The sequence below is a fragment of the Streptomyces sp. KL116D genome, assembly GCF_030766975.1.
Lineage (GTDB): Bacteria > Actinomycetota > Actinomycetes > Streptomycetales > Streptomycetaceae > Streptomyces > Streptomyces longispororuber_A.
Genome location: NZ_JASERH010000147.1, coordinates 20,129 through 33,230, shown reverse-complemented (window position 1 = coordinate 33,230; position 13,102 = coordinate 20,129). Strand labels below are relative to the sequence as shown.

Genomic DNA, 13,102 nt, shown 5'->3' with positions numbered 1-13,102 from the left:
GAGAGGACACACCCATGAGCCGCGGTGCACAGTCCACAGCAGCAACAGCACAGCCGACCCTCCCACCGGACAGACCGGGGCCGCACTCGAAGCGACTCGGCCTGATAGCCGTTGTCGCGACGTTCGGTGGCCTGCTCTTCGGTTACGACACCGGCGTCGTCAACGGCGCGGTGAAACCGATGGAACACGACCTGGGACTCACCGCGTTTCGCGAGGGTCTCGTGGTCAGCATGCTCGTGTTTGGCGCGGCCTTCGGTGCCGCCATCGGCGGTCGCCTCTGCGACCGGTTCGGACGCCGGCGCACCATCTTGATCCTCTCCGCGGTGTTCGCCTTCGGGTCCTTCGGCTGCTTCGCGTCCCCGAACTGGGAGGTCCTCACGCTCTTCCGGTTCATCCTCGGTCTGGCAGTCGGCGGCTCCTCCGTCGCCGTCCCCGTCTATCTCGCCGAGGTGTCTCCCTACGAGAAGCGTGGCTCACTGGTCACCCGCAACGAAGTCATGATCGTCTCAGGCCAGTTCGCGGCGTTCGTCATCAACGCGATCATCTTTAATATCTGGGGCGAGCACGACACCATCTGGCGATTCATGCTCATCGTCTCGGTCCTGCCTGCCTTCGCACTGTTCTTCGGAATGCTACGCATGCCGGAGAGTCCCCGATGGCTCAGCTCCCAGGGCCACGACGAGGCGGCCCTGGCCGTTCTGAAGCAAGTGCGAAGCCCGGAACGCGCCGAGGCCGAGCTGGCGGAAGTTCACCAACTCTCCGACGAGGACAACGCATCCAGGACCGGCGGCTGGGCCGACCTCGCAGTGCCGTGGATCCGACGCCTCATCCTGGTCGGGATCGGCGTGGGAATCTGCCAACAGGTCACCGGCATCAACGCGATCATGTACTACGGCACCCAGCTCCTCGAGGACTCCGGGTTCTCTGCCAACGGCGCGATCCTCGCCAACACCTTCAACGGCCTCGCCAGCGTCTTGGGCATCTCCATCGGCATCATGCTGATCAATCGCGTCGACCGGCGCACCATGCTGCTCGGCGGCTACACGCTGATCGTCACTTTCCATCTGCTCACCGGTCTCTCGGCCCTGCTCATCCCGGACAGCGCGGCCTTCAAGCCGTACATGATCATGGTCTTCGTGGTCTGCTTCGTGTTCTCGATGCAGGCCACCCTCGGGCCCCTGGGATGGCTCATCCTCGCCGAGATCTTCCCCCTCAAGATCCGCAGCTTCGCGATGGGGGTCTGCGTCTTCGTCCTGTGGCTCACGAACGCCGCGGTCGCGTTCGGCTTCCCGCCGTTGGTCGCCTCGCTGGGAATCGCGCCTACCTTCTTCGTCTTCGCCGCGCTCGGCGTCCTCGCATGGATCTTCATCACCACCTCGGTTCCCGAGACCCGGGGCAAGACCCTGGAGCGGTTCGAAGAGGATTTCCGCGCCCGGTTCACGACCCCCGTTCAGGCCGCGCCGAGTAGAGCGTGGGCGTCGCCGCCGGCCGAGTGAGGCGGGAGACCGGGTGGCGGGGCTGGGAACTCAGGCGCACTGGGCCAGGTCAAGGGCAGCGGCCAGGACATGGGTGGAGTCGGTGCGCTGGCGTCCACCCTGCTTGACCAGCCCGGCCGCGGTGAGCCGTGCCAGGGCAAGGCCGAGGAGTTGGTCGACGCGGTCGTCCTTGGCCGGACGGTTACGAAAGTCGCCCAGCACGCTGCAGTGAAAGCCCGGATCATCCAGCTCCAACCCCAAGGCATACTGAAGTCGAGGCGGCAGCGCACCGCTTCGGCGGCCTGCCGGTGGGACAGAGAACAGGAAACTGCAGCACGCAGACGGTGGCCAGCTGTGCGGGCGAGAGCCGCTGCTCGTCTATCGCGGAGATACCAGGCCACGAAGTCTTCATCGCGCCGCAGTACGTCCAGTCGATCGCGTACCCACATCGCCCTCGTACCCTGCGGGTTGCTCGCCCGCGCCCCGCGCGGTCATCGGGGGAATCTGCGCTCCGGAACAGGGACGTACGGGCATCGGCACCTCGACGGAATCAGTGCTGGGCGGAACACTCCGAGCGTGCCCGGCGATCACGCGGCCCCGCCGAGGAACCTCAAGATCCCCGACACAGTCGCTCAATGCGCCGATCCACCCGAACCGTTGGCGTGGGTGAGGAGCTTCGCGGTGAAGCGCCCGACTAACTGGACAAGAGCGCCGAGAGACGCCCCCGGTACCTCGGGGGTATCCCTCGACGATTGGCCGTTGCTCACCTACTCCAAATAGGTGCCGGCGAAAGCGCCGTCAAAGCCGAGCGCGACCAGACCTGCGTCGACACTCGGGTAGGTCGTCCCGTGTGGGCCGCCGACCAGGGCGTCGAAGTCGGCGCGGCTGATCTCGGGCTCGAGCGACTGGTTGCCGCACCGGCAGCGGACCCAGACGTTGCGCCCGTGGTTGATGAGCAGCCAGTCGCGTCGGGCACGGCAGGCGGAGCACATCACGGGGATGCCTCCGAGGGCGAGTTCGCGTGAGTGGCCGACGCAGCGAATCGCCCCGGGTCCGTCGGCAGGCTGCGTCTCAGGCTGGAGCTGCAGCAGGGGGTCGGTACCGGTGGGGAGGCCGGGCGGCGCGGGTGCTGGCTCCGTGGGGCGGGTGGTGGTTCTGAGCACGAGCGTCATCTCCCGGTCATCGGTCCTGTCTTCATCCGTAACAGCCGGTGGAAACGACTGTCCATACATTTCGCGGTGTCCGCTCGGTCGATGACCGGCTGCCGGTTCGACCTGGTCAGCGACGTGGTGGGCGGCGGTTGGGGGCTTGCATGGTCTCGAGCGGTGCGGTTGCCGTCGCTTTCCGTGCACCGGCGCGACTGTTCGACGGGTTGGCACGGCGGGTGGCGGCCTGCGGGCGGCCGGGAACCTCACCCGGGTGCGCCGGGAGGTGGGCGATGCGCCGCAGGCGCCAGACCAGGACGTCGCTCACGTCATCGGCGCTGTCGAGTTCGCGCATGCCGATGGCCTGACGCAAGAGGGCTTCGGAGTCGTGGCCCGCCTGCTCAGCCTGGGCGAGGGTGGCGACCAAGGCGTCGGCACTGTTCGCCACGCCTCCTGTGCGGACGACCTCCACCGGCAGGAGGGCGCGAAGGGTGGCTTCGTGCGTGCGGCGCTGGGGTTCTGGAAGGGCACGGCCTTGGTCGTGCAGCACGCGCATGGGGGTGGCGGCGGCCTGCTGGTAGGCGGTGCGCAGGTGCGCAGCGGCTTGTCGGGAGGCGTGGGCCTGCTGGGCGTGTCCGCGCGCGGAGTGCCAGCGGGCGGCGGCAAGCGTCACCAGGACGAGGGTGGAGACGAGCATGGCGGTGGTACCGCCGTCCTCGCCTCGACCGAGTGCGCCGCCGGCCTGAACAATGCCCCGAGCGGCTGAACGGAGAGCCCGAGTGTCTGCGCGTTCGGCGCGGACATGACTGCGGGTCGCCCGCTCGAAGGCACGAGCCGCGGCGACCAGCTCGGCGCGGGTGGTGGCCGGAGAGGTCTGGGCCACCGCGTCGAGGAGTTCTCCGACGCCGACCAGCTGGGCGGCGGCCTCGCCGTCCTCGTCGCGTTCCAGGAGCGTGGCCGAGCGCTCGGCGATGACGACTGCGTTGCGTCGTTGACGGGCGGGCGGTGACCAGTTCGTCCGGTCAGCGGCGACCGCGGGCGCACCGGGCTCGGCGGCCCCGTCGATAAGGCGTAGGCGGATCTTCGGAAGCGAGAGGTCAGGGGCCAGTTTGGAGCCGGGGTACCAGACCGGGTCTCCGTCGCGGTTGCGGTCGCCGGGCAGGGCCACGTTGTAGCCGAGCGCGTCACCGGACGGAGCGTGCCGCAGCTTCACCCGCACCCCCGCCTCTCGGAGCCGCGTGAAGAACTCCTCCTCCGAATCCGCTCCCGCCACGGCTCGGCGAACGGCCTCCCGGAGCGTCTCGCGCGAGGTCTCCGGGCGGCCGGTGCGCTCGGCCTTGAACTTCTCAGCGCTGCTGGGATTCTTCGCTGCGGTTCCGTCGCCGGCGTTGAGGCGCCGCAGGCCCATCTCCCTCTCGATGCGGCGGCATTCGGCCTGGGCCTTGTTGAAGTCGTAGTTCAGGCGCGGGTTGCGCAGGTCGCCGCGTACGAGGGTGGCAACGATGTGGATGTGGTCCTCCGCGTGGCGGACGGCGATCCACCGGCAGCCGTCGGGATCTCCGTCCGGGGCGATGCCGGTGGCGTGGACGATGCGCTGGGCGACGGCGTTCCACTCCTCGTCGTCCAGCCGCCGGTCCCCGGGTGCGGTGCGGACCGAGCAGTGCCAGACGTGCTTGGCGGGCGCGCGGTCGCCGGCCTGCTTGACCCGCAGGTCAAGGGCGGCGGTAAGCCGGACGAGGGTGACCTTCGGGTCGGGGTCGAGGCCGGTGTCGCGGCCGGGGTCGGGGGCGAAGCCGTCCCAGGAGCCCACGAGGTGCGCATCGGTGTGCTCCTCGCGCCGCCCGGGGCCATACAGGTAGACGAGCAGGCCGTGAGTGCGAGAGCCGCGCCCGATGTCGGGAACCATCACAGCCGCCGAGTCACCAAATCGTTCGCCGCGTCATCGACTCGGGCGAGAAGTCCGGTCAACGCGCCCAGCGCGTGTTCAAGTTCACCGGCGCGCGGGTGGCCACCGCTGTTGAGGACGAAGGCGATCTGGTTGATGTTGTTGCCGATCCGGGCCAGCGCGGTGCGCAGTGCGGCGAGTTCGTCGATGGCGGCGTCGAGCTGGTCGTTGCTGTGCACGGCGGCGTGTCCGCGGGCGGCGCTCAGGCCGGCGGTGGCGAGGAAGCGGGCGACGGTGACGCCGCGCTGGGTGGCTGCGTCGGTGATCTCGGTCCTCTCGGTTTCGGAGAGGCGGGTGGTCGTCTTGCGGGCGCGCTCACTCGGGTTACGGCTGCGGCGGCGCGGCGTGCGGTCGGGGAAGGCGGGCGTGCTCGGGCTCGGCCGCTCGGGGTCGGCAGGGTCATCTGCTTCTCCCCCGGTGACCGGCGCCCCCTGGTGCCGGTTGCCCGGCTGGTCCCCGAGCGCCCTCGCTCGGGGACCAGCCGGGCCTCCCCCGCCCTCCTGGGCGGGGGCAAGTGCGTACGACGGGCCGTAGGACCGTCGTACGCGATAGCTTGCTCCGCCCGGAGCCGTCGTGGGGTCACGCTGCTGTCCAGCGGAGGTGGCCACCGGGTCGTTGGTGTTCAACGGCTGGTCTCCGGGTCCTGCTGCTGGAGTTCACGGACGAGTTCCTCTATCCAGTCCATGGCCAGGACGGGGTGGTGCAGGGTCCAGGGCCGGTCGTGCTGCTCGCGTTGCACGATCCAGGTGGTGTCGGGGCCGGACTGGGCGCGGTGGAGGTGTCCGTGCTGGTGCAGGACGGTCAGCCAGGAGTCGACTTCGGCGGGCGTGGCCGGGTGAGTGCGCATCAGGTGCTCTCCGCTTCTGCTGTGGCGGGATGTCTCGGAGACTGCGGAGCGGGTGACCGGCCGGGGTGACCGACTCGGTCACCCACTCCGTGGAGATTCGGTCAGGGCCGGGAGGAAGTGACCGGCGGTCGGTGCTGCTCGCGCAGCTGGGCCATCAGCACGGTCAGGGTGTCGCTGGACAGCGGAATCTGCTGACCTCGGATCGCCTGGGCGACCACCTTGCGGGTCAGTTTGTCCTCGGCCCTGACCGCCGACCGGGCGATCTTCAGCAGCTCCTCGGTGTCCGGGTCAGGACGCCGGTCACCAGTCGGCTGAGCAGCCCGGTCAGTGACCAGCGGCGAGGTGACCGGCGGGGCACTCACCGCCGCCGGGCTGCCCTGGCCATCACCGACCGGGACCGCACCGTCGGGGCGGTCAGCGACCATCCGCCCCTTGTCCACCTGTCCCGGCAGGTCAGGGGCACCGTGCCTCCCGTTGTGGTGGTCGGTGACCGACTGACCGTTGGCCGCCGGGGTCGAGTCCCCGGTCACTGACGGGGTGGCGGTGTCCTCGTCGGTCGGGGACAGCGGCAACCGGTCGGTCAGAGCAGTGACCGACTGACCGGGCTCGACCTGACCGACCGCTGACCGCTGCTGACCGGCCCGGTCGGTCCGGGTGACCTCAATGGCCTCGCCCCGATCGGTCTGACCGAGGTGACCGGGCTCACCGAGGTTCTGCCGGTCAGCGTCCGTGACCGGGCCCCGGGCAATGAGGATGTAGAGGTGGACCGCTCCGGCCAGTGCGAGCGGGGCGATGGTGGAGAGCACCGCGACCACCGCGTCGCCGAGCCGGAGGCCGGTGCCGGCGACCGTGTCCTGGTTGATGCGGACCGCGTGGAGTGCGTTGGCCCAGATGCTGGCGGCAGTGGCCGTGCCGAAGAGCGCCCAGACGTAGAGCCGGGCGCGCAGGGGTGCGTTGCGCAGGACCAGGAGGGCCCGGATGCCGTACGCGATAAACCCATCGATCACCAGGGGGAACAGGTAGGTGAGGAAGCCTCGGATGTGGATGGCGACGGCCATCTGCTGCAGGGCGTCGTACGACAGCGCGCATCCCGCGCCCCCGAGGGCCACGACGGCCGCGCGGTCCCACCCGGATATGTTCGCCGGCCTCGGACCGCTTGCGGTGTTCATGCCGCCGTCCCGAAGTCGTCGCGGATCAGGCGCTCGCCGCTGGTCTCGGAGGGTGGGGTGTTCGTAGTGGGCTGGTTCAGGGTTCGGTTACGTTCGGCCCGGCGGATCTCGCGGTATCGCTTTTTGGCGTGCTCCTCGGTGACCTTCAGAAGCCAGGCCAGGCGCTGCTCGCTCACCCCGTGGCGGTAGGCCGCGTACTCGACCGCGCGGCGCTCCGCATGGGTGAGGTGCACGTCGCGCCCGGCGATGGTGGCGTTGACGCGGCTGTAGTCGAGGCGGCTGGCGAGCTTGTCGTGCAGCGGCCCGCGCTCCTCTTCCGTCAGGCCGCCACGGATCCCGTCGGTGTCACCCCCTTCGAGAGCGGCGTCCAGGCAGGTGCGGCGGACCGGGCACTGGTCGCACAGCGCCTTGGCCGTAGCGATCTTGGTGGTCTCGTCGGGTTCGGGGAAGAAGACGTCGGGGTCCACCGGGTTGTACTCAGTGCTCTGGCAGACGGCGTCGGCCTGCCAGGTCTGGTCGCCGAGCCGACGGTGGTGGGCGGGGCCGTTCATCGTGCTGGTCATGCGGGGTGCTCCGATCGCTCTCCGCGCGCAGGGACGTCGGCGGAGAGGTGCGCTGGCGGTAGGTGCCCGGGGGACGGCGCTGCGAGGGCGCGGTCCGGCGGGGTGACCTGTGGAGGGTCAGGCGGCGGCGCTGTGGCGTCTGCGGTCCACGGCCTCGAACTCGACTCGGGTGGTCATCTGCGCGAGCCTGCTGACGACGCGATCCCCGAGGTACGAGCGCAGGTCCTTGATCGCCAGGTTGGTCGTGATCAGCGTGGGGAGTTCGTAGTTGTACCGTCGGTTGATCAGCCGGTACGTGATCTCCTCGACCCACTCGCTCGCCTTGGCCGCGCCGAGGTCGTCGATGATCAGCAGCGGGCAGCGGCTGACCGCCGCCAGTTCCCGCTCGCTGTCGACCCCGGCACGGGGTCGGAGATCGGCGTACAGGTCGGCAGCGGTGGTCGCACGCCAGCGCACACCGACCCCGCTGTTGACCAGCGCTCGGACTGCCCCGTACGCCTGGTGCGTCTTGCCCGCGCCAACGACCCCGGCCATCAGCAGGCTGGGCCCGACAGTGACCTGCCGCCGGGCTCCTCGGCTGGGGGCGACGGCCGCGTCGGTGACCTTCCGGACCCACTCCAGGACCGTGGGGTGGTCGGCAACAGCCGCCTGATAGCGCGGGGGCATCCCGGCGAGGAGGACATCGAGCGGAGAGAACGGCTCAGGGTCGTCGGACAACTCCGCGGCCGCCGGATCGATGTTGCGGGCGGCCAGGATCCGAGCCATGCGCTCCAGGGTGCCTTCGTGGCCAAGGAGCTTCGGCTCGCGGTGCCGGGTGCGCATCACAGCTCCTCGGCGTAGGCGGCAGACGCGTCGGCCGGATTGGTCCACGCCTGGTGGGCGGGCACGTTAGGCCGGATTCCCGGCCGCGCCAAACCGCCGGGGCGAGCGTTCATCGCCTCGTTGACCATGCTGGTCAGCACGCTCGGGTGCTTGGGGTTGGCGGTGAAAGTCGCCAGCCCGGCTCGGATGTGCACCGGAGCGATGCCCTCGTCCAGGAGCTTCTTGATGATCCGTCCGAGGTGCCCGATCACGTCGCTCGGGGGGCGCTGGTCGCACCCGGCCACGTACTCGCCGACGAGGTCCTTGGCGGAGATGCCGGCTGCGGGCGCTGTGCGCCCCGTAGGGACAAGAGATCCAGGATCCAAGATCCTAGATCCAGGCGCCGAGCCTTCGGGGAGGCTTCGGGGAAGGGGCGGGGAGCCATCGGGGATAACCCTCTGACCTGCACTTTTAGCTCCAGTCCGTCCGGGTGCGCTGACGTCTCCGTCGGCGGCCTCCTGTCGGTCTACGGCTGGCCCGTCTGCCTGTTCCGGCACCGTCGAGGCGGGTGAGGCAGACAGATCGAGGGCTCGGGGCGCCCTCCCCGAGGTCTCGGCGAGTCCTCGGGGAGTGGTGGGCGAGCCCTCCGCCCTCCTGGTGCAGGAGCCCTTGCAGGGTGCGCACCGGTCGGCAGCTTGGTGCCGCGGGCACGAGGGCAGGCGTGACTGGCTCGGCTTGTCGATCTTCTGATGCTCGGACCAGGTAACGATGTGGAGGTAGAGGCGCCCGTCGCATCCGGTGTATCGGCAGATCAGTCCGGCATTCGCGAGCTGGTGGAGATCGTCTTCGACGTGGACCGAGGTGTGCTCGGCGCGCAGAGGCCAGAGCAGCCCCGCGATGATCGCGGCGTTATCCCGATGGCGACCATGGTCGTCGGCCTGGGTGAGCAGGCCGATGAAGGTCCGCTCGGCCGCCACGGTCACTTCGGCGAGCGACTCGGAGGTGAACGCCTCCGGCTTGACGGTTCGGATCCGGGCCATGTCAGCGTCCCCGCTCGGCGGCGACCAGGTCACTGCGGGTTAGGGTGGCGTCGGCAAGGCAGAAGGTGTGCGGGCGCATCCAGTCCACCTCCGGCCAGACTCGCCGGATCCATGCTGCCGCGACCCTGGCGGTGGGGCGACCCAGCTCCAGGGTCCTCCCTGCCTGGTCCTTGACGACAGCGTGGAGATGAGGCCACGGCTGTGTCGGGTGGGTGAGGCCGACCCGGATCGTGGCCGCCCCGGGGATCATGTCAGCGAGCTGGTCGGCGAGGCGCTGAGGACGGCCGTCGTCCGGGCAGGCCGGGGTTCCGCTCGACATGGCGAGCATGCGATACTCCGTTGTTCGTAGGAGCGCGGCGCGGCGGTCTCGTGCAAGAAGCCCTGCCGCCCGCGTGATGCGTAATTGGCGCCCCTCGGGGTGCCGGCCCGGCGCTTGGGAGTTGGTAGCTCCCCAGCGCCGGTTTCAATTTGCAGGCCCTGTCACGGGTCACGTGCCGCCATCCGTCCCGTCTCCTCTCGTGTGACCATTGGGCCCTCCCCCGGCCCTACCAGGCGGGGGACGACGAACATATGTAGATGCCTCGGACAAGTCCATCCCGTCGCCCGGAAGATCATTTGCGGTCGGCTCACCGGGGTCGACAGGATCCACCCAGGCGATGTCGACAGCGATCCACTTCGACTGGATGCCGCTCCTACGCCTGTTGCGCGAGCGGTCATGCCAGAGGAATAGGCACACAGGTCCCCTGGGGTTGGCACCGTAGAGTTGGACCTGACCACCAGGTGCGATACGGAAACGTACGTCAGTTTCGGAAATGCATCAACCTGGCTTACAGTTGATCCGACACCGACCCCATCGTCACCTCGCAGCAGGAGTACACGTGCCCCCACGTCAGTTCGACGGCAGCCTTGTGCGCGCTGCCCGCCGACGCCGGGACATGCACCAGAGGGAGCTGGGCGACGTGGTGGGCGTAAGCGGCGCCACCGTCGCACGATGGGAATCAGGGAAAGACTTTCCCAAGGGCGAGAAGCTACCTGCGATCGCAGCAGCGCTCGATGAGCCGCTCAACGATCTGTTCCCGCACGAGGGACCACCGGACCTTCAGCTTCTGCGGTGCGACGCCGGTCTCAGCGTGGCAGAGGCTGCCGAGACCATCGGGGCGAGCCGGGTTCCGGTGAGCAATGCCGAGTCCGGGCGACGCAGGCTGAACGACAGCTACGTACAACCACTGGCGGCGGCGTACGGCGTGACCGAAGACGAGTTGCTCCTAGCCCAGGACCACTCGTTCGGAGTTCGCCCCACGTCCCTGGATGACGAACAGGAGGCCGCACCCCGCACGATCGGAGAAAAGATCAACTTCCTCCTGCGGTACGGCTCCGCTGGCCAGGAGACGCTCTCCGACGCGGACATCGCACGGCTCGTCAACGAGTACGCACCAGCAGCAGCCGTCACCGCTGGAGACATCACCGACCTGCGGGAGGGCGCGGTCACCGAGGCGTCCGATGAAGTGCGCGCTGGCCTCGCCCACGCCTTCCAGGTTCCGGCCTGGCTGTTCGGGGATGACGCGGAACTGAACCCCCTGGTCCGGGAGTTCCTGGAGGCGATTCGTTTCATCGGCTCTATTCACCAAGGACAGGTCCTCGGCTTGGCCGCACGCGGCACCAGCGAGGGCCTCTCCGTGGAGATGATGGCTGGCATCAACAGGCTCGTCGGCGAACTGAGACACAAGCTGCCCGGGGTTCAGGACGCGGAGTAACCCCGCCAGAAGCTTGACGTCGGGGAGCGCTGCGGCCACTGCTCCGCAAGCGTGTCTGTTCACCCTCGGCCGGCCGCTGCCCAATCGGTTCCCGCCGTGTAGCCACAAGACTTGGGCCGAAAGCCGAAGGGACTATGGCTCGACCTCCGCGGAGGTCGAGCCATAGTCCCTTCGGGCAGGCAGAGATCGATGCCGATCTAGGACGCGGTCAGGTCAACACCGAGAAGCTCGGACAGGGTGGTGACCGTCTGCCTCGGGTCCTGGTTGTGGACTCCAGCGAGACCAAGCTGTTCCGCGGCCTGAACGTACGCCTCGGTGTCGTCGACGAAGACGCATTCCCCGGCCGGCAGCCCCATGAGCTTGAGCGTGGTCTCGAAGAGCTGAGGGTCAGGCTTGCGCATCAGGTGGTGCTCGCTGATCACGACGACGTCGTACAGCTTCTCCAGCTCGTAGCCGTCGTACAGGTCCCAGGGAGCCAGGCCCACCGAGTTGGACAGGATGCCCACCTTGATACCGGCCCGCCGTGCGGCTGCTGCAGCGTCGATCAGCACGGGCTCCGGACGGAGGTCGCCGAAGATCCTACCCATCAAGCCCTCAGCCGGCACATTCAGCATCCTGCCGGCGAACTCGTTCCACTCGCTCTGGGACACGACACCGCGCTCCAGATCGCTGGTGATCCGGACGCCTTCCGGGTCCTTGTACAGGGCCGTGAGGCAGGCGCCCTGCGGCAGCCCCTCACGCTGCTCGAACGCCAACACGGCGGGCAGCAGGGGGGTGGTGAGCACGCCTCCGAAATCAAGGATGAGGCCGGTGCGGTTGGACATGCGGGAGAACTCCATTGCTGAGATTTCGGACGCCTACCAGGCAGGACAGCGTCACGGATTCGGCACACATGGCGGTTGCAGAAGCTGCGTATCGCAGACCAGGAAGTGCGCTTACGGGACGGAGTAAACCTCTCTAGCCCGTCTCGCCCACGATACCAGTAGATACCACGTAGCCGTTGGTGCCAAATCTCACGCCAACGGCCAGGAAGTCACCTTTGAGTGACAAGGCGCGCACGCCGCGAACATCGAGTTGGTAACTGCTTGGAGTATTCGCCTGCGCTAGCGTCGGGAATCTGCTTTTAGATTCTCGGAATCAGCGAGAACAGCCCGCGCCTGAGCCGTGGTTACGTGCGAGTAGACAGCGGTGACTCGCACATACCAAGCAGATTCACTGTCGGTGTCGACAAACGGCTTATCTCTCAGGAGGGTGGCTGAAGATGGACTGACAGACTCGGCACTGGCCGCCAGGAGACCGGACCTGATCCAGTATGCCTCCGCTGCGGGTTCGGGATCAGGATGCGCGGATGCCATGTCTTCTGCAGCAAACATTAGGTCGGACGGAACGTAGTAGCGCAGCTTCTCGCAGGCGTCAGAAATATCCTGCGTCCATCGGTCCAGGCGGACGTCGATGGGTACGCGCACTTGCAAGAATTCTGTGATGCGTCGGCCGGGCGGGTAGAGACTCGTTCCGGGAAATGCTTCAACCAGATCGAACCAGAGCGGATAAATCCGGTGGAGCGTTCGAAAAGCCCTCCAGCGCGCGGCGGCCGCGCGGGTTGTCGGGATACTTGCCCCCACGGCGACAATGATGAACAGAATGTTCATCCAGATCGCGGTGGCATCGACCAGGAACTGAACCGTGGATTCCCTGAGAGGAAATATTACGGCAGCCCAGAGAATTGCAATTCGAGCTAGGGTATGGATCAGACCCATCCACATCGAGAAACCCATCAGGCCCAGACCGATGCGCATGCTCGTATTTTCGGACTGACGCGCCGCCTTCGTCCACTGATATCCGCAAACTGCCGTGGTAACTAGAGGGAAGAAGTAGAATACGGTCATGTAGACTGCGACACCCCACTGCCCGGCGTGGTCGATGAGGAAATCTTCACTCGGCCTGTCGCGTTGCACCACGGTGAAAAATAGGATGGCCAGCAAAACCACACCAATCGCCCCGGCCCTGTATGACTCGCGGGCGATCCAGCGCGAGACCTGTACGTGCCTTGGCACGACCGCCTCGGAGGTCCTTCCGTAGCTGGTGGCGACGTAGGTCAGGGCCGCCATGATCGCCGCCGTGCTGGCGAAGTGTCGGAGCAGGGCACTCAGGTCGATCACAGGGATGCGGTCCACCGCATCCATCGCTGCCGGTGTATAGAGGCACAGGGCAATGGCAAATCCCGCATAGCCACCCCAGAGCGCCCTGCGATGCGCATCGCCATATCTCACGGCCGGAAATCGCCAGATGGAGATCAGCGTCATGACCGCTGCAGTGAAGTATTTGAAGAAGTCGAACACGGGATCAGTCGTTACCTATAGGTG

14 protein-coding genes are annotated in these 13,102 nt (G+C 67.7%); 2 read left to right on the top strand and 12 right to left on the bottom strand.

Annotated elements, in window-relative coordinates:
* The first annotated feature begins 14 nt into the window (after nt 1–14).
* Nucleotides 15–1,496, top strand: a complete 1,482-nt coding sequence (locus RBJ77_RS57925) for a sugar porter family MFS transporter (RefSeq protein WP_372352311.1) — start codon at nt 15–17, stop codon at nt 1,494–1,496.
* A 30-nt stretch (nt 1,497–1,526) separates the two neighbouring features.
* On the opposite strand, the gene RBJ77_RS57920 is transcribed toward RBJ77_RS57925, so the two are convergent.
* From RBJ77_RS57920 to RBJ77_RS57875, 10 genes are all read right to left on the bottom strand, one after another.
* Nucleotides 1,527–1,730: a hypothetical protein gene (locus tag RBJ77_RS57920; RefSeq protein ID WP_372352310.1), complete on the bottom strand. Its 204-nt coding sequence runs from the start codon at nt 1,728–1,730 to the stop codon at nt 1,527–1,529.
* Nucleotides 1,731–2,242: 512 nt separating this feature from the next.
* A complete protein-coding gene (locus RBJ77_RS57915) occupies nt 2,243–2,647 on the bottom strand; it encodes a hypothetical protein (RefSeq protein WP_372352309.1) in 405 nt (134 codons plus the stop codon).
* Nucleotides 2,648–2,753: 106 nt separating this feature from the next.
* The gene (locus RBJ77_RS57910; RefSeq protein ID WP_372352308.1) at nt 2,754–4,526 is read right to left on the bottom strand and encodes a relaxase/mobilization nuclease domain-containing protein; all 1,773 of its coding nucleotides are present in this window, start codon (nt 4,524–4,526) and stop codon (nt 2,754–2,756) included.
* A complete protein-coding gene (mobC, locus tag RBJ77_RS57905; RefSeq protein ID WP_372352307.1) occupies nt 4,526–5,191 on the bottom strand; it encodes a plasmid mobilization relaxosome protein MobC in 666 nt (221 codons plus the stop codon). Before mobC ends, RBJ77_RS57910 begins: the two co-directional genes overlap by 1 nt.
* Nucleotides 5,188–5,412 (bottom strand): hypothetical protein, encoded by a 225-nt coding sequence (locus RBJ77_RS57900; RefSeq protein ID WP_226964601.1) that lies wholly within the window; start codon nt 5,410–5,412, stop codon nt 5,188–5,190. Before RBJ77_RS57900 ends, mobC begins: the two co-directional genes overlap by 4 nt.
* Nucleotides 5,413–5,513: 101 nt before the next feature.
* Entirely contained in the window at nt 5,514–6,581 is a 1,068-nt protein-coding gene (locus RBJ77_RS57895; protein WP_372352306.1) for a DUF2637 domain-containing protein, read from the bottom strand.
* On the bottom strand, nt 6,578–7,144 hold the full coding sequence (locus RBJ77_RS57890) for a WhiB family transcriptional regulator (RefSeq protein ID WP_372352305.1): 567 nt from the start codon (nt 7,142–7,144) through the stop codon (nt 6,578–6,580). Before RBJ77_RS57890 ends, RBJ77_RS57895 begins: the two co-directional genes overlap by 4 nt.
* A gap of 117 nt (nt 7,145–7,261) precedes the next feature.
* Nucleotides 7,262–7,966 carry an ATP-binding protein gene (locus tag RBJ77_RS57885; RefSeq protein WP_372352304.1) on the bottom strand — a complete coding sequence of 235 codons (705 nt, stop codon included), beginning with the start codon at nt 7,964–7,966 and terminating at the stop codon, nt 7,262–7,264.
* On the bottom strand, nt 7,966–8,985 hold the full coding sequence (locus RBJ77_RS57880) for a hypothetical protein (protein ID WP_372352303.1): 1,020 nt from the start codon (nt 8,983–8,985) through the stop codon (nt 7,966–7,968). The genes RBJ77_RS57885 and RBJ77_RS57880 overlap by 1 nt, the downstream gene beginning before the upstream one ends.
* A 1-nt stretch (nt 8,986) precedes the next feature.
* Complete coding sequence (locus tag RBJ77_RS57875; protein WP_372352302.1) at nt 8,987–9,313, bottom strand: transcriptional regulator; 327 nt, start codon at nt 9,311–9,313, stop codon at nt 8,987–8,989.
* Between the two features lie 550 nt (nt 9,314–9,863).
* Between RBJ77_RS57875 and RBJ77_RS57870 the strand changes: the two genes are divergently transcribed.
* Entirely contained in the window at nt 9,864–10,739 is an 876-nt protein-coding gene (locus RBJ77_RS57870; RefSeq protein WP_372352301.1) for a helix-turn-helix domain-containing protein, read from the top strand.
* Nucleotides 10,740–10,936: 197 nt separating this feature from the next.
* Here RBJ77_RS57870 and RBJ77_RS57865 read toward each other — a convergent pair whose 3' ends face one another.
* Nucleotides 10,937–11,563 (bottom strand): HAD-IA family hydrolase, encoded by a 627-nt coding sequence (locus RBJ77_RS57865; protein WP_372352300.1) that lies wholly within the window; start codon nt 11,561–11,563, stop codon nt 10,937–10,939.
* A 279-nt stretch (nt 11,564–11,842) separates the two neighbouring features.
* Nucleotides 11,843–13,078 carry an MAB_1171c family putative transporter gene (locus RBJ77_RS57860; RefSeq protein ID WP_372352299.1) on the bottom strand — a complete coding sequence of 412 codons (1,236 nt, stop codon included), beginning with the start codon at nt 13,076–13,078 and terminating at the stop codon, nt 11,843–11,845.
* Nucleotides 13,079–13,102 lie beyond the last annotated feature (24 nt).

What these genes read in the sequence shown, in the direction of transcription:
- RBJ77_RS57890 (WP_372352305.1), bottom strand. Translation starts at nt 7,144, where the DNA reads ATGACCAGCACGATGAACGGCCCCGCCCACCACCGTCGGCTCGGCGAC.
- RBJ77_RS57900 (WP_226964601.1), bottom strand. Translation starts at nt 5,412, where the DNA reads ATGCGCACTCACCCGGCCACGCCCGCCGAAGTCGACTCCTGGCTGACC.
- RBJ77_RS57885 (WP_372352304.1), bottom strand. Translation starts at nt 7,966, where the DNA reads ATGCGCACCCGGCACCGCGAGCCGAAGCTCCTTGGCCACGAAGGCACC.
- RBJ77_RS57880 (WP_372352303.1), bottom strand. Translation starts at nt 8,985, where the DNA reads ATGGCCCGGATCCGAACCGTCAAGCCGGAGGCGTTCACCTCCGAGTCG.
- RBJ77_RS57910 (WP_372352308.1), bottom strand. Translation starts at nt 4,526, where the DNA reads ATGGTTCCCGACATCGGGCGCGGCTCTCGCACTCACGGCCTGCTCGTC.
- RBJ77_RS57865 (WP_372352300.1), bottom strand. Translation starts at nt 11,563, where the DNA reads ATGTCCAACCGCACCGGCCTCATCCTTGATTTCGGAGGCGTGCTCACC.
- RBJ77_RS57895 (WP_372352306.1), bottom strand. Translation starts at nt 6,581, where the DNA reads ATGAACACCGCAAGCGGTCCGAGGCCGGCGAACATATCCGGGTGGGAC.
- RBJ77_RS57875 (WP_372352302.1), bottom strand. Translation starts at nt 9,313, where the DNA reads ATGCTCGCCATGTCGAGCGGAACCCCGGCCTGCCCGGACGACGGCCGT.
- RBJ77_RS57915 (WP_372352309.1), bottom strand. Translation starts at nt 2,647, where the DNA reads ATGACGCTCGTGCTCAGAACCACCACCCGCCCCACGGAGCCAGCACCC.
- RBJ77_RS57925 (WP_372352311.1), top strand. Translation starts at nt 15, where the DNA reads ATGAGCCGCGGTGCACAGTCCACAGCAGCAACAGCACAGCCGACCCTC.